The sequence below is a fragment of the Amycolatopsis ruanii genome (genome assembly GCF_003385175.1).
Classification (GTDB): Bacteria; Actinomycetota; Actinomycetes; order Mycobacteriales; family Pseudonocardiaceae; genus Amycolatopsis_E; species Amycolatopsis_E thermalba.
The window spans coordinates 1-17,773 of the sequence record NZ_PQHY01000110.1; the positions used below are offsets into that span (position 1 = coordinate 1).

The 17,773-nt window shown below is 72.1% G+C and carries 15 protein-coding genes; 9 read left to right on the forward strand and 6 right to left on the reverse strand.

All coding sequences use genetic code 11. The features are described from left to right. Nucleotides 1-228: 228 nt before the first annotated feature. The 6 genes from D0D28_RS33145 to D0D28_RS33170 all read right to left on the reverse strand — a co-directional run bounded on the left by D0D28_RS33145 (nucleotide 229) and on the right by D0D28_RS33170 (nucleotide 6,159). A complete protein-coding gene (locus D0D28_RS33145) occupies nucleotides 229-1,365 on the reverse strand; it encodes an epoxide hydrolase family protein (protein WP_116115077.1) in 1,137 nt (378 codons plus the stop codon). 30 nt (nucleotides 1,366-1,395) lie between these two features. Continuing rightward, nucleotides 1,396-3,462 carry a xanthine dehydrogenase family protein molybdopterin-binding subunit gene (locus D0D28_RS33150; RefSeq protein WP_116115079.1) on the reverse strand — a complete coding sequence of 689 codons (2,067 nt, stop codon included), beginning with the start codon at nucleotides 3,460-3,462 and terminating at the stop codon, nucleotides 1,396-1,398. Next, nucleotides 3,459-4,430, reverse strand: a complete 972-nt coding sequence (locus tag D0D28_RS33155) for an FAD binding domain-containing protein (RefSeq protein ID WP_116115080.1) — start codon at nucleotides 4,428-4,430, stop codon at nucleotides 3,459-3,461. The genes D0D28_RS33150 and D0D28_RS33155 overlap by 4 nt, the downstream gene beginning before the upstream one ends. Then, complete coding sequence (locus tag D0D28_RS33160) at nucleotides 4,427-4,930, reverse strand: 2Fe-2S iron-sulfur cluster-binding protein (RefSeq protein ID WP_116115082.1); 504 nt, start codon at nucleotides 4,928-4,930, stop codon at nucleotides 4,427-4,429. The genes D0D28_RS33155 and D0D28_RS33160 overlap by 4 nt, the downstream gene beginning before the upstream one ends. Before the next feature lie 41 nt (nucleotides 4,931-4,971). Next, complete coding sequence (locus D0D28_RS33165) at nucleotides 4,972-5,466, reverse strand: anthrone oxygenase family protein (protein WP_094004836.1); 495 nt, start codon at nucleotides 5,464-5,466, stop codon at nucleotides 4,972-4,974. 78 nt (nucleotides 5,467-5,544) lie between these two features. Next, nucleotides 5,545-6,159 carry a TetR/AcrR family transcriptional regulator gene (locus D0D28_RS33170; protein ID WP_233157181.1) on the reverse strand — a complete coding sequence of 205 codons (615 nt, stop codon included), beginning with the start codon at nucleotides 6,157-6,159 and terminating at the stop codon, nucleotides 5,545-5,547. A gap of 56 nt (nucleotides 6,160-6,215) precedes the next feature. Between D0D28_RS33170 and D0D28_RS33175 the strand changes: the two genes are divergently transcribed. The 9 genes from D0D28_RS33175 to D0D28_RS33215 all read left to right on the forward strand — a co-directional run bounded on the left by D0D28_RS33175 (nucleotide 6,216) and on the right by D0D28_RS33215 (nucleotide 17,408). Then, nucleotides 6,216-6,926 carry a GntR family transcriptional regulator gene (locus D0D28_RS33175; protein ID WP_094004838.1) on the forward strand — a complete coding sequence of 237 codons (711 nt, stop codon included), beginning with the start codon at nucleotides 6,216-6,218 and terminating at the stop codon, nucleotides 6,924-6,926. 61 nt (nucleotides 6,927-6,987) lie between these two features. Beyond that, on the forward strand, nucleotides 6,988-7,794 hold the full coding sequence (locus D0D28_RS33180) for an N-acyl homoserine lactonase family protein (RefSeq protein ID WP_116115084.1): 807 nt from the start codon (nucleotides 6,988-6,990) through the stop codon (nucleotides 7,792-7,794). Nucleotides 7,795-7,805: 11 nt separating this feature from the next. After that, nucleotides 7,806-9,083 carry a hydroxyacid-oxoacid transhydrogenase gene (locus tag D0D28_RS33185; protein ID WP_116115086.1) on the forward strand — a complete coding sequence of 426 codons (1,278 nt, stop codon included), beginning with the start codon at nucleotides 7,806-7,808 and terminating at the stop codon, nucleotides 9,081-9,083. 4 nt (nucleotides 9,084-9,087) lie between these two features. Continuing rightward, nucleotides 9,088-9,456, forward strand: coding sequence for an FmdB family zinc ribbon protein (locus tag D0D28_RS33190; RefSeq protein ID WP_116115087.1), 369 nt, complete (start codon nucleotides 9,088-9,090; stop codon nucleotides 9,454-9,456). Then, nucleotides 9,453-12,278 (forward strand): FAD-binding and (Fe-S)-binding domain-containing protein, encoded by a 2,826-nt coding sequence (locus tag D0D28_RS33195; RefSeq protein WP_116115089.1) that lies wholly within the window; start codon nucleotides 9,453-9,455, stop codon nucleotides 12,276-12,278. The genes D0D28_RS33190 and D0D28_RS33195 overlap by 4 nt, the downstream gene beginning before the upstream one ends. A 164-nt stretch (nucleotides 12,279-12,442) precedes the next feature. Then, complete coding sequence (locus D0D28_RS33200) at nucleotides 12,443-12,937, forward strand: DinB family protein (RefSeq protein WP_116115091.1); 495 nt, start codon at nucleotides 12,443-12,445, stop codon at nucleotides 12,935-12,937. Between the two features lie 126 nt (nucleotides 12,938-13,063). Then, on the forward strand, nucleotides 13,064-14,671 hold the full coding sequence (locus D0D28_RS33205; protein WP_116115093.1) for a sigma-54-dependent Fis family transcriptional regulator: 1,608 nt from the start codon (nucleotides 13,064-13,066) through the stop codon (nucleotides 14,669-14,671). 113 nt (nucleotides 14,672-14,784) lie between these two features. After that, nucleotides 14,785-16,284: an aldehyde dehydrogenase family protein gene (locus D0D28_RS33210; RefSeq protein WP_116115095.1), complete on the forward strand. Its 1,500-nt coding sequence runs from the start codon at nucleotides 14,785-14,787 to the stop codon at nucleotides 16,282-16,284. Between the two features lie 11 nt (nucleotides 16,285-16,295). After that, complete coding sequence (locus tag D0D28_RS33215; protein WP_094004845.1) at nucleotides 16,296-17,408, forward strand: NDMA-dependent alcohol dehydrogenase; 1,113 nt, start codon at nucleotides 16,296-16,298, stop codon at nucleotides 17,406-17,408. Nucleotides 17,409-17,773 lie beyond the last annotated feature (365 nt).

The window sequence follows — 17,773 nt, forward strand, 5'->3', positions numbered from 1 at the left end:
GGATCGAGGCGCCGCCGGGGCCGCCGCCTTCGCCGGCCTGATGCCGCGGCCCGGGGTGGCGGGGGATGAGGGGGGGGGGGGGGGGGTGGCGGGGCCGGGGTGGGCCTGGTGGGGTGGTGGTGGCGGGGCCGGTTGGTGGGGGGGCGGTCATGCCGGGGTGGGCGTGACTGGATGGCGGCGAGGTGGCCGAGCGCGCGCCTCCCGCGGAGAGGGTGGCTCGCCGCCCCGTCATCGCACTAGGCGGAAGAAGTTCTGGAGTTCCGTTACCCATACCTGCGGTTCCTCCAGCGCCGCGAAGTGGCCGCCGCGGGTGGGTTCGTTCCAGTAGCGGATGTCGGTGTAGCGGCGGGCCGCCCAGCGGCGGGACGGGCGGGGTACCTCGCGCGGGAAGACCGAGCATCCGGTGGGCACCGCGACCGTGTCCGAAGTGGACTTGCTGAACCACTCGGACACCTGCGCGAAGCTCTCCCAGTACAACCGCGCCGACGACGCGCCGCTGCGGGTGAACCAGTACAGGCTCACGTTGTCGAGCAGCTGATCCCGCGTCAGTGCACTTCCGGTGTCCACCCACGAGTGGTACTTCTCCACGATCCACGCGCACAACGCCACCGGCGAGTCCACCAGGCCGTACCCCACGGTCTGCGGCTTCGTCGACTGCTCGGCCGAGTAGCCCGACTCCCGCGACTCCGCCACGGCGAGCGCGTCCAGCGCCTCCCGTTCCCGGGGCGACAGGTCGTCGAACGTCGCCGGGTCGGGGGCGGCGATCGGGGGCTGCACGTGGATCCCCGCCAGCACCTCCGGGTGCTGCTGCCCCAGCGCCGTGGTGACGCTGTTGCCCCAGTCGCTGCCGTGCGCCCCGTAGCGCGTGTACCCGAGCGAAGCCATCAGCGAGGCCCACGCGTCCGCGATCCGCTGCACACCCCAGCCCGGCGACGTGGGCTTGTCGCTGAAGCCGTAGCCGGGCAGCGTGGGCAGCACGAGGTGGAACGCGTCCGAAGCCGACCCGCCGTACGCCACCGGATCGGTCAGCGGCCCGATCACGTCCAGGTACTCCACGATCGACCCCGGCCAGCCGTTCGTCAGCACCAGCGGCAACGCGCCGGGGTGCGGCGAACGCACGTGCGCGAAGTGGATGCCCACCCCGTCCACCGTCGTCCGGTACTGCGGCAGCTCGTTCACCCGCTTCTCGAACGCCCGCCAGTCGTACCCGTCCGCCCAGTACGCGCACAACGACCGCAGGTACGCCAGCGGCACCCCCTGCGACCAGTCGTCCACCGTCTCGGCGTCCGGCCAGCGCGTGCGCTCCAGCCGGTCCCTCAGGTCCGCCAGTTCACCCTCGTCGATCGCGATCCGGAATTCCTCCACGGGCCGACCATAACGGCACCCACCGACAATTCACGGCAACGCGGGCAGCACCTTGTCCAGCGTGATCGGCAGGTCCCGGATCCGCGCCCCGGTCGCGTGGAACACCGCGTTCGCCACCGCCGCCGCCGTGCCCACGATCCCGATCTCGCCGATCCCCTTGACCCCCAGCGCGTTCACGTGCGGGTCGTGCTCGTCGAGCCAGTGCGCCTGGATGTCGCCGGCGTCGGCGTTCACCGAAATGTGGTACTCGGCCAGGTCGTGGTTCACCACCTGCCCGAACCGCGGGTCCCACACGCTCTCCTCGTGCAGCGCCATGGACAGCCCCATCGTCATGCCGCCGAGGAACTGCGACCGCGCGGTCCGCGGGTTGACGATCCGCCCGGCGGCGAACACCCCGAGCAGCCGCGGCACCCGGATCTCGCCGGTGTCCGCGTGCACCCGCGCCTCGGCGAACTGCGCGCCGAACGCGTACATCGCGTACTCCTTGCGCGCCGGGTTGTCCCCGGTCGTCGCGTCGGCCTCGTCGCCGTCGGCGGGGTCGCGGCCGAACTTGTCGCGGAACGTGCGTGCCGCCTCGAACACCGCCGAACCCCACGTCGCGGTGCCCGTCGACCCGCCAGCCACCGCCGCCTTCGGGTACGCCGTGTCGCCGAGGCGCATGTCGATCTCCTCGACCGGCACCTCCAGGGCCTCCGCGGCGATCTGCGGCAGCACCGTCCACGCGCCGGTCCCCAGGTCCGCCGCGCCGATCTCCACCGCGTACCGGCCGCCCTCGAACCGCACCACCGCGGTCGACCCGGGCCGCGTCGACGACGGGTACACCGACGACGCGACCCCGGTGCCGACCAGCCAGCCGTCCGCCATCCGCACGCCCGGCCGCGGGTCCCGCGAGTCCCAGCCGAACCGCCGGGCGCCCTCGCGCAGGCAGTCCACCAGGTGCCGGCTGGAGAACGGGCGGCCCGAATCGGGGTCCACCTCGGGCTCGTTGCGCACCCGCAACTCGACCGGGTCGATGCCCAGCTGGTGGGCCAGTTCGTCCATCGCCACCTCGGGCCCGAACATGCCGGGGCACTCGCCGGGCGCCCGCATCCACGACGGCACCGGCACGTCCAGCGCGGCCAGCCGGTGCGTGGTGCGGCGGTTCGGGGCGGCGTACATCATGCGCGCCGGCAACGCGGTCTGCTCCGCGAACTCCTTGATCCGCGAGGTCTGCTCGACCACGTCGAACCCGATCGCGGTCAGCCTGCCGTCACGCGTCGCGCCGAGCCGCATCTTCTGGATCGTCGGCGTCCGGTACCCGGCCAGCGAGAACATCTGCTGCCGCGTCAGCGCGAGCTTCACCGGCCGTCCCGGGTACGCCCGCGCGGCCATCGCGGCCAGCACCACGTTCGCGTGCGGCAGGCCCTTCGAACCGAACCCGCCGCCGACGTACGGGCACACCACCCGCACCCGCTCCTCGGGCAGCCCGAACACCTTCGCGATCGCCTTGCGCGACGGGTGCACGCCCTGCGTCGAGTCCCACAGGGTCAGGAAGTCGTTGTCCCACAACGCCGTCGTCGCGTGCGGCTCCAGCGGGTTGTTGTGGTACATCGCCGTGCGGTAGGTCTGCTCGACCGTCACGTCGGCGGAGGCCATCGCCGCGTCGACGTCGCCGGTGGCGGTGTCGGTGGGGAACGCGGGGTTGACCTTCTCCGGTTTGTACAGGTCGTCGCGGTCCGCGGACAGCTCGGTGTCGTGCTCGCGCTCGTCGTAGGTGGCGAACACCAGCTCCGCGCCGTGCCGCGCGATCTCCGAGGTCCGCGCGACCACCAGGCCGATCACCTGGCCGCGGAAGGCGACCTCGCGGTCCTGCAGCACGGCCAGCTCGGCGTCCTCTCTGGACGCCAGCCGTTCGGCGGTGCGGTAGGTGATGACGTCCAGCACGCCGTCGAGCATCTCCGCCTCGGCGGTGTGGATCGCGGCGATCCGGCCGCGCGCCACGGTGGCCTGGACGGGGTGGCAGAACACCGGCGCGTCGACGGGGGTCTCGTAGGCGTAGGTGGCGGTGCCGGTGACCTTGCGCGCACCGTCCCGCCGCACCAGCGGTTCACCGATCATGACAGCTCCCGGAGCACGGCGACGAGGGTGCGGGTCAGCAGCGGGACCTTGAACTCGTTGCCGGGCAACGGCCGCGCCTGCGCCAGCTCCGCCGCGGCGGCCGCGCGGAACGTGTCGTCGGTGGCGGGCGCGCCGCGCAGCACGTCCTCGGCCTGCCAGGCGCGCCACGGTTTGTGCGCGACACCGCCGAACGCGATCCGCGCGTCCGCGACCACGCCGTCCTCGACGCGCAGCAACGCGGCCACCGACACCAGCGCGAACGCGTAGGACGCGCGGTCGCGGACCTTGCGGTAGCGCTGCCGGGACGCGGCCGGGGCAGGCAGGTCGATCGAGGTGATCAGGTCGCCGTGCGCCAGCACGGTGTCCCGCTCCGGCGAGTCGCCGGGCAGGCGGTGCAGTTCGGTGAACGGGATCGTGCGCTCGCCGTCCGGGCCGAGCACGCGCACCTCGGCGTCGAGCGCGGCCAGCGCGACCGCCAGGTCGGAGGGGTGCGTGGCGACGCAGTGCTCGGAGGCGCCGAGGATCGCGTGGTAGCGGGTGTAGCCGCCGATCGCGGAGCACCCGGAGCCGGGCTCGCGCTTGTTGCACGGCGTCGTGACGTCCTGGAAGTACACGCACCGCGTGCGCTGCAACGGGTTCCCGCCGGTGGTGGCCATGTTGCGCAGCTGCCCGGACGCCCCGGCGAGCAGCGACTCGGCCAGCACCGGGTAGCGCGACCGGATGCGCGGGTCGGCGGCCAGGTCGCTGTTGCGCACGCCGGCGCCGATCGAGAGCACGCCGTCGCGTTCGGTGATCTCGGCCGAGGTCAGGTGGGTGACGTCGACGAGCCGTCCCGGGCGCGCGATGCCGAGCTTGAGGTGGTCGACCAGGTTCGTGCCGCCGGCCAGGAACACGGCCGACGGGTCGGCGGCGACGGCGCGGACGGCGGTGGCGGCGTCGGCGGGGGAGTCGTAGGTGAACGGCTTCACTCGGCCGCCTCCTCGATCGCGCCGACGATGCCCGCGTAGGCGGCGCACCGGCACAGGTTGCCGCTCATCCGCTCGGCGATCTCGGCGCGCGTCAGGGCGGGGCGGGCGCTCACGTCCGGGCTCGCGTGGCTCGGCCAGCCCTGCTTGACCTCGTCCAGCACGCCCACCGCGGAACAGATCTGGCCCGGCGTGCAGTAGCCGCACTGGAACCCGTCGTGCTCCAGGAACGCGCGCTGCACCGGGTGCAGCTCACCGTCCGGCGCGAGTCCCGCGGCGGTGGTGACCTCGGCCCCGTTCTGCGCGACGGCCAGCGACAGGCACGACAGGATCCGGCGGCCGCCGACCAGGACCGTGCAGGCGCCGCACTGGCCGTGGTCGCAGCCCTTCTTCGGGCTGGTGATGCCGAGCCGGTCACGCAGGGCGTCCAGGAGGGTGGTGCGGCTGTCGAGCGTCAGCCGGTGGGTGGCGCCGTCGACACGCAAGGTGATCTCCGCGTCCATGACGTGGGGCGTACCCGGCGGGGCAGCCGCGAAACGGGCGATCAGACCGGAAGGGCAACCGCGCCGCTCTCGACGCGCCGTGTCCGGACGATCCGCGCGCCGACGGTGATGACCAGTACGAACGCGATGAGCGCGGTCAGCGAGCGCGCGACGTTGAACGCCTCCCACCGATGCAGGATCGACGCGTGGTCGGCCGGTGCCCCGGTGACCGCCCACACCTTGATCCGTCCGTTGATCGGGACGTTGCCGAACCGGGTGATCAGCAACGATGCCAGCGCCAGCGCACCAGCCGCGCCCGCCAGATACCGCGACGCGCCACGGCTGAGCACGGCCAGCGCGAGCGAACTCAGGATCGCCAGCGCCATCGTCGTCTGCATGACCACGCCGTTGAGGTGCATGAGGGCCGTGTGGAAGGTCAGGCGCACGTCGAGCGGCACCGCGTTGAACGCGGACACCAGGTTGACGGCGCCATAGCCGAAGGCTCCCGCCAGCAGGCCGGTGGCCAGCAACGCGAAGGCGGTGACGTACCGGACCATGGGAGCCTCCTATTGCTGAGTTTCTACTCAGAAAATATAGCGTGCTCGGACGCGGGTGGTCCAGCGGAATGTGCGGGGTCAGCCCGGGAGCAGGCCCGGCAGGAGGGTCTCCACCACCTGTGCCGTGCCCGCGACCCCGGGAGTGCCGCCCAGCACGCGGTACACGGCGCGCTGGTGGGCCGTGCCGAGGATGATCAGGGCGACGGCGTCCAGGTCGGCATCGGCGCGCACCCGGCCGAGATCCCGTTCCCTGGCGAGGTAGTCCACGACGGGTGCGAGGCCGCGGCGCGGACCGATGTCGGCCTCGGCGCTGCGCTTCGTGAAGAGATCACGCAGCTCGTGGTCGGCCTGCACCACGGCCAGGACCGGCGTGATGCGCGTGTAGAACGCCTCCAGGCTGTCGAGCAGTTCGACGAGGTTGTCCCGCACGCTGCCGTGCCCGGCCCGCCGGCCGACCTCCGCCGCCACCTCCTTGTACCGCGGCAGATGCAGGTGGACCACGGCGCGCAGCAGCCCGAGCCGGTCCCCGAAGTGGTAGAAGATGCTCGACTCGGCCACCCCGGCCCGCCGGGCGATCTCCTTCGTCGACAGGCGGGCGACGCCGGCTTCGGCGAGGATTTCCTCGGCCGCGGCCAGCACCGCCTCCCGCACCCCTGTCCTGGGCCGCCCCGGTCGCCGCGCGTCTGTCGCCACGCGGTCATCCTGCCAGCGGGGCCGTCCGCGGCCCGCCTTCGTGGGAAAATGCCCGGATGCGGCAGATCGGGAACGACGCCAACCTCGCCGGGAAGATCCTCGACGAGCTCAAGACCGCCATCGTCAACGGTGAACTCGTCGCGGGCAGCCTGTACTCGGTGCACGACCTCGCCGAGCGGCTCGGCGTGTCCCGGACGCCGGTGCGCGAGGCGCTGATCCAGCTGGCCGAGCGCGGCATGGTGCGGTTCGAACGCAACCGGGGCGTGCGGATCCTCCAGACCTCCCTGCACGACCTGGAGGAGGTCTTCGCCATCCGGCTGCTGCTCGAGGTCCCGGCGACCTACCGCGCCGTCACCCAGCGCACCACGGCCTGGGTCAAGGAGCTGGGCGCCCAGCTCAAGGCGATGCGCGCCGCCGCGGACAAGCACGACGAAGCCACCTTCATGGCCGCCGACCGGCGCTTCCACCTGATCATCAACGAGGCGTCCGGCAACCTGCGCCTCGCCCGCTACATCGACTCGCTGCGCGACATGGTCCTGCTGCGCGGCACTTCCACCGTCGACACCTCGCGCAGCCTGCACGACATCCTCGCCGAGCACGAGGAGATCTTCACGCTCATCGGGGCGGGCAAGGCCGACGAGGCGGCCGAGTCCATGCGCGCCCACCTGCTGCACACCGGCCGTCTGCTGATCGGCCAGGAGGCGGCAGCGAGCGGGGACGCGGTGCCGCCGGTCTCGTTGGAGTGGACCGGCTACCCACGTCGTTGACGAGTAGCATGCTACATGCCACTCTGTGCTCGGCCCTGCCCTGACGCGCAAGGAGGCGCAGATGTCGGCACCGAGCAAGGTCCACCTGCTCAAGACCGGAACCATGGAGTGCGACCAGACCTGGCTGCTGCTCAAGCCGGGCGCGACCATCACCGACCGCTCGAACACCCGCAAGGAAGCGGTGTGGACGACCTGCCCGACCCACGCGGTGCTCATCGAGCACCCGGACGGTCGCATCCTCTGGGACACCGGCGTCCCGCAGGACTGGGAGACCCGCTGGGCGCCGACCGGGCTGCAGGAGTTCTTCCCGGTCCAGGAGGGCACCACCTACCTGCAGGACTCGCTGGCCGCTCTGGAGCTGACGCCGGACGACATCGACGTGGTCGTGCTGTCCCACCTGCACTTCGACCACTCGGCGAACGTGAAGCTGTTCGCAGGCGGCAAGACCCGGTTCATCGTCAACCGCGACGAGCACGAGGGCGCGTTCGGTTTCGACGGGCCGTTCCAGGGCGCCCACGTCAAGGTCGACTACGAGGGCATCGACTACGAACTGGTCTCCGGGGACGCCGAAATCGCGCCGGGGGTCAGCGTCATCGCGACACCGGGCCACACCTGGGGGACGATGTCCCTGCGGGTGGACCTGCCGGAGGCGGGCACCAAGATCTTCACCTCCGACGCCGTCTACCTCAGCGAGAGCTGGGGCCCGCCGGCCATCGGCGCCGCGATCGTCTGGGACAGCGTGCGCTGGCTGGAGTCGGTGGAGAAGCTGCGCCGCATCGCCGAGGAGACGAACGCCGAGGTGATCTTCGGGCACGACCCGGAGCAGGCCACCAAGCTTCCGTTCGCCCCCGACGGGTACTTCGGCTGAAAGGCACGGGGATGACCGAATACCTCAACGAGACCGTCTTCACCTGGGGCGCCACGCCGCTGAAGTTCGGCGCCGGTGCCGTCGACGAGATCGGCTGGGACCTCGCGCAGATGGGCGCGGAGCGGGTCCTCATCGTCACCGACCCGGGGGTCGCCGCGACCGGCGTGCCGCAGCGGGTCGCCGACGCCGCCAGGGCCGGCGGGCTGACCGTCGAGGTCTACGACCAGGTGCACGTCGAGCCGACCGACGCCAGCATCCAGGCCGCGGTGGACTTCGCCAAGCAGTCGGAGTGGGACGGGTTCATCGCCGTCGGCGGCGGCTCGTCGATCGACACCGCCAAGGCCATCAACCTGATGACCACCTACCCGGCCGACCTCTACGACTACGTCAACAAACCGATCGGGCAGGGCAAGGCGCCGGCCGGGCCGCTCAAGCCGCTGGTCGCGGTGCCGACCACGGCCGGCACCGGCTCGGAGACGACGCCGGTGTGCATCATGGACTTCCTCGACCTGAAGGTGAAGTCCGGCATCAGCCACCCGCGGCTGCGGCCGTCGATGGCGGTCGTCGACCCGCTGCTCACGCTGAGCATGCCGCCCGAGGTGACCGCGGCCAGCGGCATGGACGTGCTGTGCCACGCGCTGGAGTCCTACACGGCCAAGCCGTTCGACTCCTTCGCCCGGCACCGCCCGGAGACCCGGGTCGCCTACTGCGGGTCCAACCCGATCTCCGACGCCTGGACCGAGCAGGCGCTGACCCTGCTGGCCCGCTCGTTCCGCAAGGCCGTGCTCAACGGCGGCGACCTGGCCGCGCGCACGGACATGATGCTGGCCGCGACCTTCGCCGGCATGGGCTTCGGCAACGCGGGCGTGCACATCCCGCACGCCTGCGCCTACCCGATCGCCGGGCGGGTGAAGGAGTACCGGCCGAAGAACTACCCGCAGGACGAGGCGATGGTCCCGCACGGCGAGTCGGTGTCGCTGACCGCGCCGGCCGCGTTCCGGTTCACCTTCCCGACCAGCCCGGACAAGCACCTGCGGGCCGCGCGGATCCTCGACCCGCACGCGCCCCAGCAGCGTGACCCGGTGGACCAGCTGCCGTTCGTCCTGTCGTCGCTGATGCGGGACATCGGCACCCCGAACGGGATAGGTGGCGTCGGCTACGACGAGAGCGACATCCCGGACCTGGTCGACGGCACGCTCAAGCAGGAGCGGCTGCTGGCCACGGCCCCGCGGCCGGTGCGCGGCGAGGACCTCGAAGCGATCTTCGCCCAGTCGATCGAGAACTGGTGATCCGATGCCGATCTACGACTACTCCTGTGAGTGCGGGAACCGGTTCGAGGCGCTCGTGCCGTCGTTCTCCTCGCCCGCGCCGGCCTGCGGATGCGGGTCGGTGCCGCACCGCCAGCCGCCCGCGGTGCGGCTCGGCGGGGTCGCCTCGGCCGGGCCCAGCCGGGACGACGCGCCGAAGAGCTGGCGCGGGACCGGCAACGGCGACCGGGAGACGGTGCGGCACTGGCACCGGCAGATGACCCGGCGGGAGAAGCTGGAGCAGAAGTACCCGGAGCTGGCCGGTGACCGCCGTCCGGTGCTCGCCCACGAGGGCCGGTTCGCCGCCGCGCCGCTGCGCGCCGGTGATCCGCTGCCGGGGGATCCGGCTTCATGACGGTGGTCGCGGACGAGCGGGTGGCCCGGTTCCTGGCGGAGCTGGGCCGCGCGCTCACCGGTGAGGTGGAGTCCGGCACGACGGCACGCGCGACCTACAGCATGGACGCGTCGAACTACCGGCACGTGCCGCTGGCCGTCGTGTTCCCGTCCACTGTGGAGGATCTGGCGACGACCGTCCGGCTGTGCCGGGAGTTCCGGATCCCCATCACCGCGCGCGGTGCCGGCACCAGCATCGGCGGTCAGGCGCTCGGCGAGGGCGTGGTCATCGACTACAGCCGGCACCTGAACCGGGTGCTGGAGATCGACCCGGAGGCGCGGACCGCGCGCGTGCAACCCGGGGTGGTGCTGGACGCCCTGCGGGCGGCGGCCGCGCCACACGGGCTGACGTTCGGGCCGGATCCGTCGACCCACAGCCGGTGCACGATCGGCGGGATGGTCGGCAACGACGCGTGCGGGTCGCACTCGGTGGCGTGGGGGCGGACCGCGGACAACGTGGTCGCGCTGGACGTGCTGACCGCGGACGGGACGCGGCTGACCATCGGCCCGTCGCTGCCGGACGATCCGCGGGTGGCCGCGTCGAAGCAGCTCGCGCTGGACAACCTGGCCCTGCTGCGCACGTCGTTCCCGTCGATCCCGCGGCGAGTGTCGGGGTACGCGCTGGACCAGCTGCTGCCGGAGAACGGCACGAACCTGGTCCGCGCGCTGGTCGGCACCGAGGGCACGTGCGTGCTGCTGACCGAGATCACCGTGCGGCTGGTGCCCGCGCCCGCGGCTCGCGCGCTGGTCGTCGCGGGGTACGCCGACGACGTCGCGGCGACCGACGCCGTGCCGTCGGTGCTGCCGCTGAAGCCGTTGACCGTCGAGGGCATGGGCCGCGACCTCATCGACTCACTGCTGATGCGCCGGTCCCACCCGGCGGTCGACCTGCTGCCCGCGGGGCGCGGGTGGCTGTTCGTCGAGGTCGGGGGAGCGGATCCGGCGGAGGCGGCGGCGCGGGCCGCCGAGGTCGCGGCGGTGCTGGAGCGGGAGACCGGGGCGGCGACGGTCGTGGAGACGCGGCCGGCCGACCAGCGGGTGCTGTGGTCGGTGCGCGAGGCCGCGGCCGGGATCGTGACCCGGATGCCGGACGGGTCGGAGGCGTGGCCGGGATGGGAGGACTCCGCGGTCCCGCCCGCCAACCTCGGCGGGTACCTGCGGGATTTCCGGGCGCTGCTGGGGAAGTACGGGTTGCGCGGTGTCCCGTATGGACACTTCGGCGAGGGCTGCGTGCACGTGCGCATCAACTTCGGCCTGATCACCGAGGAGGGGCGCCGGCAGTTCCGCGGGTTCCTGGAGGACGCGGCCGATCTCGTGGTGCGGCACGGCGGGTCGCTGTCCGGCGAGCACGGCGACGGGCAGGCGCGCGCGGAGCTGCTGTCGCGGATGTACCCGCCGGAGATCCTGGCGCTGTTCGAGCGGTTCAAGGCGATCTGGGACCCCGGCGACCTGTTCAACCCCGGCAACCTGGTGCGGCCCCGGAAACTGGACGCGGACCTGCGGTTCGACGGGCCGGTGCGCTCGCTGCCGGTCACGCTGAAGTACCCGCACGACGGCGGCAGCGTCGCGACCGCGACCCGGCGGTGCGTCGGAGTCGGGGCCTGTGTCGACAAGTCGTCCGGCGTGATGTGCCCGAGCTACATGGTCACCGGGCGCGAGGAGCATTCCACGCGCGGACGATCGCGGTTGTTGTTCGAGATGATGCGCGGGGAGACGGTCACCGACGGGTGGCGGTCGTCCGAGGTGCTCGAAGCGCTCGACTTGTGCCTGGCGTGCAAGGGATGCCTGTCCGACTGTCCGGTCAACGTGGACATGGCTTCGTACAAGGCGGAGTTCCTGCACCAGCACTACGCGGGGCGGCTGCGCCCGGCGAGCCACTACACGCTCGGGTTCCTGCCGGTGCTGGCGCGGCTGGCGTCGGGCGCGCCGCGGCTGGCGAACCGCGTGCTGGGCGGGCGGTTGTCCGGGCTGGTGAAGAAGGCAGGCGGGATCACGCCGGAGCGGTCGCTGCCCCGGTTCGCGCCGCGCACGTTCCGGCGCGGGTTCCGCGCGCAGGAGCGGGGGCGCCCGCGGGTGGTGCTGTGGCCGGACACGTTCACGAACTTCCTGTCGCCCGAGGTCGGGCACGACGCGGTGCGGGTGCTGGAGCACGCCGGATTCGACGTGGTGCTGCCGTCGTCGTCGGTGTGCTGCGGGCTGACCTGGATCTCGACCGGGCAGCTCGGGGTGGCGCGCCGGGTGCTGGAGCGGATGCGGCGGGTGCTGCGGCCGGAGCTGGAGGCGGGCACGCCCATCGTGGGGCTGGAGCCGAGCTGCCTGGCGGTGTTCCGGCACGACTCGCGCGAGCTGCTGGACGACGGCGAGCTGCACGGGCTGCCGTCGCGGGCGTTCACGCTGGCGGAGTTCCTGGAGAAGTACGCGCCGGACGTGGAGTTCCCGCAGGTGGAGGCGTCGGCGATCACGCAGCAGCACTGCCACCAGCACGCGGTGATGGGTAACGCGGCGGACGAGCGGTTGTTGCGCCGGGTGGGGGTGGCGAACCGGACGCTGGACTCCGGGTGCTGCGGGCTGGCCGGGAACTTCGGGGTGGAGAAGGGGCACTACGAGGTGTCGGTCGCCGCGGCGCGGCGGGTGCTGGTGCCGGAGGTGGAGGCCGCCCCGGAGGACACGATGGTCCTCGCGGACGGCTTCAGCTGCCGCACCCAGATCGACGACCTCACCGGGCGGCGGGCGCTGCACCTGGCGCAGGTGCTGGCCCGCGCCCTGGACCGCGGTGGGGCCTAGAACCGCGTTGACCCCGCTGTCCAGGACGCCCTAGGATCATTCCGTCGCGCCTCTCCGGGCTCTGCCCCGCGACTCGTCTCGACTGCGGTGTTCCGGTTCTGCCCGCATCGACACCCTCCCCGCACGCCGGTTCTTCAGCCCTGCCCGAGAACGGAGTGAAACCCATGCCCAGCAACAGAATCACCGATGGCGCGGAACGCGCGATCATCGAAAACATGCTCGATCGCAACCGCGCGGCGCTGATCGCGTCCGTGCGCGGCCTCTCCGAAGCCGACGCCCGCCGCCGGCTCGTCGCGTCCCTCACCACACCCGTTTCCTTGATCAAGCACGCCGCGGCCGCCGAACGGATCTGGTTCCAGCGGTTCTGGGCGGGGCTCGACGAGTCCGAATGCGACGGGTACTCGAACCGGGACGAGGGCACCTTCGCCGTCGCCGCCGACGAGTCCGTGGCTGACGTGATCGCCGAGTTCGAACGCGCCAGCGAACGATCACGCGAGATCGCCGCCCGCTTCGACCTCGACGACACCAAGCACAATTCCCGTGAGGGAACGGTCAGCATGCGGTGGACGCTGCTCTCGATGATCGAGGAGTTCGCGCGGCACGCGGGGCACGGCGACATCCTCCGCGAACAGATCGAGCACGCTCCGCCCGTGGCGTAGGCGAGGACCACGCCGCCCAGGCATCGCCCACGGCGTCCTGGGGACCCCCGGACGGGGGCAACTTCTCGACCCGTCCCGTTAACCGCTGCTAACGTGGCTCGGTCATCGGCGCCAAAGGAGGCGAGGATGGAGGACGCCGCGCTGCGGCCCGAGATCGCGTCGTCGTGGCGGCGGGCCGAGCTGTCCGGGCTCCGGCCGGACGCCGCGGTCGACCGGCTGACCGTCGAGGACATCGACCGGCGCAGCAGGCTCGTCCTCGCCGCCGAACCGGTCCTCGACCAGGCCAGCCGCGAGCTCGCCGGCACCGCGTTCGGCCTCGTCCTGGCCGACCGCGACGCCTGGATCGTCGACCGCCGCTTCGGTGAGCGCCACCTGGAGGCGACCTTCGACCGCATCGGCGTCGTGCCCGGCACCCGCTTCACCGAGGAGAACACCGGCACCAACTCGATCGCCACCGTCTTCGAGCTGCGCCAGGGCCTCGCCGTGCACGGGCACGAGCACTTCATCGACAGCTTCAAGCCCTTCGCCTGCTACGGCCACCCGATCACGCACCCGGTGACCCGCCGGCTGGAGGGCGTCCTCGACATCACCTGCCTCGCCGGCCACGCGAATCCGCTGCTCGGCCCGTTCCTGCGCCGCGCGGTCGCCGACATCGAACAGCGCCTGCTGGCCGGCTCGCGCGCCGCCGAGCAGCGCATGCTCGCCGCCTACCAGGCCGCCGCCCTCAACCGCCTGCGCCCGGTCCTGGTCCTGGGCGACGACGTGGTGCTCGCCAACGCCGCCGCCACCGACCTGCTCGACGCCGCCGACCAGGCCGTCCTGCGTGGGCTCGCGATGGACGCCCCGTTCGGTGTCCGGCAGGCGCGCAGCGTCCGGCTGTCCTCGGGCCGGGTCGCGGACGTGTCGTTCGAGCGCATCAGCGGCGCGTCCGGTGTGCTGTTCGAGCTGGAACCGCCCGCCGTGCAGGCGATCCCGCGCCGCGTCACCCCGCGGCCGGTGCAGCGCGACTTCGCGGCCTACCGCGAGCAGCGCACGCACGTGCTCATCAGCGGCGAGCCCGGCACCGGCCGCTCGACCGTGGCCCGCGAGCTGGCGGGCGATTCGGCGCCGGCCGTGCTCGACGCCGTCGACGCCCAGCACTGGGCGCCCACCCTCGACCAGCTCGCCGCGTCGCACACCGGGCTGCTGGTGGTCGAGAACATCGCGCTGCTGCCGTCCGAGGCCGCCGCCCGGCTCGCCGCGATCATGGACCGTGGCGCGTGCTGGGTCGCGCTCACCGGCCCGCCGCCGTCCGAGCTGACCGGACCCGCCGCCGACCTCGCCAGCCGCTGCATCGCCCGCCGCGAGCTGGCCCCGCTGCGCTCCCGGCGGGACGAGTTGCCTGCCCTGGTCGCGGCGATGCTGGCCGATCTCGGGTCCACGCTCCGGTTCGTCCCGCGCACGCTGGAGGTGCTGGCCGCGCAGCCGTGGCCGGGGAACCTGCGTGAGCTGAAGGCGCTGCTGCGGCACATCGCGGCTAGCCGGGCGTGTGGGGACGTGCTGCCGCGCGACCTGCCCGAGGCCTACCAGGGCAGCCCGGAAGCACGCCGGCTGACGCCGATCGAGCAACTCGAACACGACGCGATCGCCGCGGCGCTGCGGGACTGCGGCGGGAACAAGGCCCAGGCCGCCAAGCTGCTCGGCATCAGCCGCTCGACGCTGCACCGCCGGGTCCGGAGCCTGCGGCTGAGCTGACCCGTAGCCGGGAACCAGCCCGCCGCGGCGGGCGTCACTGTGTCAACTTGACACGGTTAGCTCGTTGTTGCGCAGGTCACCATTACCGCCACGTCCACGACGAGGAGGTTGGTGTGACTGCGGTAGCGGAGCAGGCCGTGCGGCCGGCGGTGCGGGAGTTCGTGTCCGGAACCAAGCAGCTGCTGATCGGCGGGCAGTGGGTGAACGCGGCGTCGGGCCGGACGTTCCCCACCTTCGACCCCGCCACGGGGGAGAAGATCACCGAGGTGGCGCACGGCGCCGCCGAGGACGTCGACCGCGCGGTGGCCGCGGCGCGGCGCGCGTTCGACGACGGGCCGTGGTCCCGCACCACCCCGTCGGAGCGGCAGCGCCTGATCTGGCGCATGGGCGACCTGCTGCTGGACCGCGCCGAGCAGTTCGCGCAGCTGGAGGCGCTCGACAACGGCAAGTCGGTGGCCGTCGCGCAGGGGGTCGACGTCGCCTGGTCGGCCGACATCTTCCACTACTACGCGGGATGGGCGACCAAGATCGAGGGCCGCACGATCACCCCTTCGGTGCCGTGGATCCCGGGCAGCCAGTGGCACGCCTACACGCTGCGTGAACCGGTCGGGGTGTGCGCGCAGATCATCCCGTGGAACTTCCCGCTGGTGATGGCCGCGTTCAAGCTGGCCCCCGCGCTCGCGGCGGGCAACACGGTCATCCTCAAGCCGGCCGAACAGACCCCGCTCACCGCGCTGCTGCTGGGCGAGCTGTTCTGCGAAGCCGGGTTCCCGGACGGCGTGGTCAACATCGTCACCGGGTTCGGCGACGCGGGCGCGGCGCTGGCCGCGCACGACGACGTCGACAAGGTCGCCTTCACCGGCTCCACCGAGGTGGGCAAGAAGATCGTCGACGCGGCCAAGGGCAACCTGAAGAAGGTGTCGCTGGAGCTGGGCGGCAAGAGCCCCAACATCGTGTTCGCCGACGCCGACCTCGAAGCCGCGATCCCCGGTTCGGCCAACGCCTGGCTGTTCAACCACGGCCAGTGCTGCGTGGCCGGCACGCGGTTGTTCGTCGAGGAGTCCATCTTCGACGAGTTCACCCAGGGCGTCGCCGAGTTCGCCGGCCAGGTCAAGATCGGCCCCGGCCTGGACCCGGCCACACAGCTCGGCCCGCTCGTGTCGCAGGAGCAGCTCGACCGGGTCACCAGCTACCTGCGGCAGGGCCTCGCCGACGGCGCCCGCGCCCTCACCGGCGGCGGCCGTCACGGCGATTCCGGCTACTACGTCGAGCCGACGGTGCTGGTGGACGTGCGCGAGGACATGAGCGTGGTGCGCGAGGAGATCTTCGGGCCGGTGGTGGCCGCGATCCCGTTCTCGGCCGAGGACGGTCTCGCCGCGGCCGCGAACAACACCGAGTACGGCCTCGCCGCCGGCATCTGGACGCGGGACATCTCCAAGGCGCACCGGGTGGCCAAGCAGATCAAGGCCGGTTCGGTGTGGGTCAACTGCTACAACGGCTTCGACACCGCGATCCCGTTCGGCGGGTACAAGCAGTCCGGCTGGGGCCGCGAGCTCGGCGCCGAGGCCATCGACCTCTACACCCAGACCAAAGCCGTCAACGTCGCGCTCTGAGGAGAATTCCCATGAAGGTCAAGGCAGCTGTTCTGACGGACTTCAAGACCCCGTTCGAGATCACCGAGCTGGACCTGGACGGCCCGCGGGAGGGTGAGGTCCTCATCCGGTACGTCGCGGCCGGGTTGTGCCACTCGGACCTGCACCTGTCCGACGGCGACCTGCCGCCGCGGTTCCCGATCGTCGGCGGGCACGAGGGCGCCGGGATCATCGAAGAGGTCGGGCCGGGGGTGACGAAGGTCAAGCCCGGCGATCATGTCGTGTGCTCGTTCATCCCGAACTGCGGCACGTGCCGCTACTGCGCCACCGGGCACCAGAGCCTGTGCGACATGGGCGCGACGATCCTGGAGGGCAGCTTCCCGGACGGCAGTTTCCGGTTCCACTCCGGCGGGGTGGACTACGGCCAGATGTGCATGCTGGGCACGTTCGCCGAGTACTCCACGATTTCGCAGCACTCGGTGGTCAAAGTGGACGAAAGCGTGCCGCTGGAGACCGCGGTGCTCGTCGGCTGCGGGGTGCCGACCGGGTGGGGCACGGCGGTGTACGCGGGTGACGTGCGCCCGGGCGAAACCGTGGTGGTGTACGGGATCGGCGGAATCGGCATCAACTCGGTGCAGGGCGCGGCACACGCCGGGGCGAAGCACGTCGTGGTGGTCGATCCGTTGGCGTTCAAGCGGGACACCGCGTTGAAGCTGGGCGCCACGCACGCGTTCGCCACCGCCGCGGAGGCGCACGAAGTGGTGGCGGAGCTGACCCGGGGCCAGGGCGCGGACAAGGCGCTGGTCACGGTCGGGGTGGTGGACGAGGAGGTCATGTCGGCGGCGTTCGACGTCGTCGGCAAGGGCGGGGTGGTCGTGGTGACGGGCCTGGCCGACCCCGCGAAGGCGACGATCCACGTCTCCGGCGCGGTGCTGACCCTGTGGGAGAAGACGATCAAGGGCAGCCTGTTCGGCAGTGGGAATCCGCAGCGGGACATCCTGAAGATGCTGGACCTGTACCAGGCCGGGACGTTGAAGCTGGACGAGCTGGTGACCAGTCGCTACCGGCTGGAGGACGTGAACCAGGGGTACGAGGACCTGGTGGCGGGGAAGAACATCCGGGGCGTGGTGGTGCACGGCCAGTAGGAAGGGAGGCGGGGGAGGAGGAACGGGCGGCCGGCGAGGCAAGGGTCTCGGGTGCGGGGCGGTCCGGGCCAGCGGACACGACCGTCGGTCGGCGAGGCAAGGGTCTCGGGTGCGGGGCGGTCCGGGCCAGCGGCGCGACCGGCGGTCGGCAACGCAACTATCCGGCTGCAGGGCGGGCCGGGCCAACGCCCGTGACGGGCAGACGGCAACGCAACTGCGCTGGTAGGCGGCTGCCCGCGCGGCAGCCCTGCAAACCGCAAGCCGGCAACGGAAGCCGATCGACCAAGCCCCACACCTCCCCCGCCCCCCCTCGTTGAGTGTGTATTGGTCGCCGAGCAGCGGCGTCAAGGCGGGAAAGAGTACCT

Bases quoted from the DNA above. Each gene is read 5' to 3' on its own strand.
- D0D28_RS33190 (WP_116115087.1), top strand. From the start codon at position 9,088: ATGCCGATCTACGACTACTCCTGTGAGTGCGGGAACCGGTTCGAGGCG.
- D0D28_RS33185 (WP_116115086.1), top strand. From the start codon at position 7,806: ATGACCGAATACCTCAACGAGACCGTCTTCACCTGGGGCGCCACGCCG.
- D0D28_RS33175 (WP_094004838.1), top strand. From the start codon at position 6,216: ATGCGGCAGATCGGGAACGACGCCAACCTCGCCGGGAAGATCCTCGAC.
- D0D28_RS33160 (WP_116115082.1), bottom strand. From the start codon at position 4,930: ATGGACGCGGAGATCACCTTGCGTGTCGACGGCGCCACCCACCGGCTG.
- D0D28_RS33150 (WP_116115079.1), bottom strand. From the start codon at position 3,462: ATGATCGGTGAACCGCTGGTGCGGCGGGACGGTGCGCGCAAGGTCACC.
- D0D28_RS33195 (WP_116115089.1), top strand. From the start codon at position 9,453: ATGACGGTGGTCGCGGACGAGCGGGTGGCCCGGTTCCTGGCGGAGCTG.
- D0D28_RS33200 (WP_116115091.1), top strand. From the start codon at position 12,443: ATGCCCAGCAACAGAATCACCGATGGCGCGGAACGCGCGATCATCGAA.
- D0D28_RS33215 (WP_094004845.1), top strand. From the start codon at position 16,296: ATGAAGGTCAAGGCAGCTGTTCTGACGGACTTCAAGACCCCGTTCGAG.
- D0D28_RS33165 (WP_094004836.1), bottom strand. From the start codon at position 5,466: ATGGTCCGGTACGTCACCGCCTTCGCGTTGCTGGCCACCGGCCTGCTG.
- D0D28_RS33180 (WP_116115084.1), top strand. From the start codon at position 6,988: ATGTCGGCACCGAGCAAGGTCCACCTGCTCAAGACCGGAACCATGGAG.
- D0D28_RS33205 (WP_116115093.1), top strand. From the start codon at position 13,064: ATGGAGGACGCCGCGCTGCGGCCCGAGATCGCGTCGTCGTGGCGGCGG.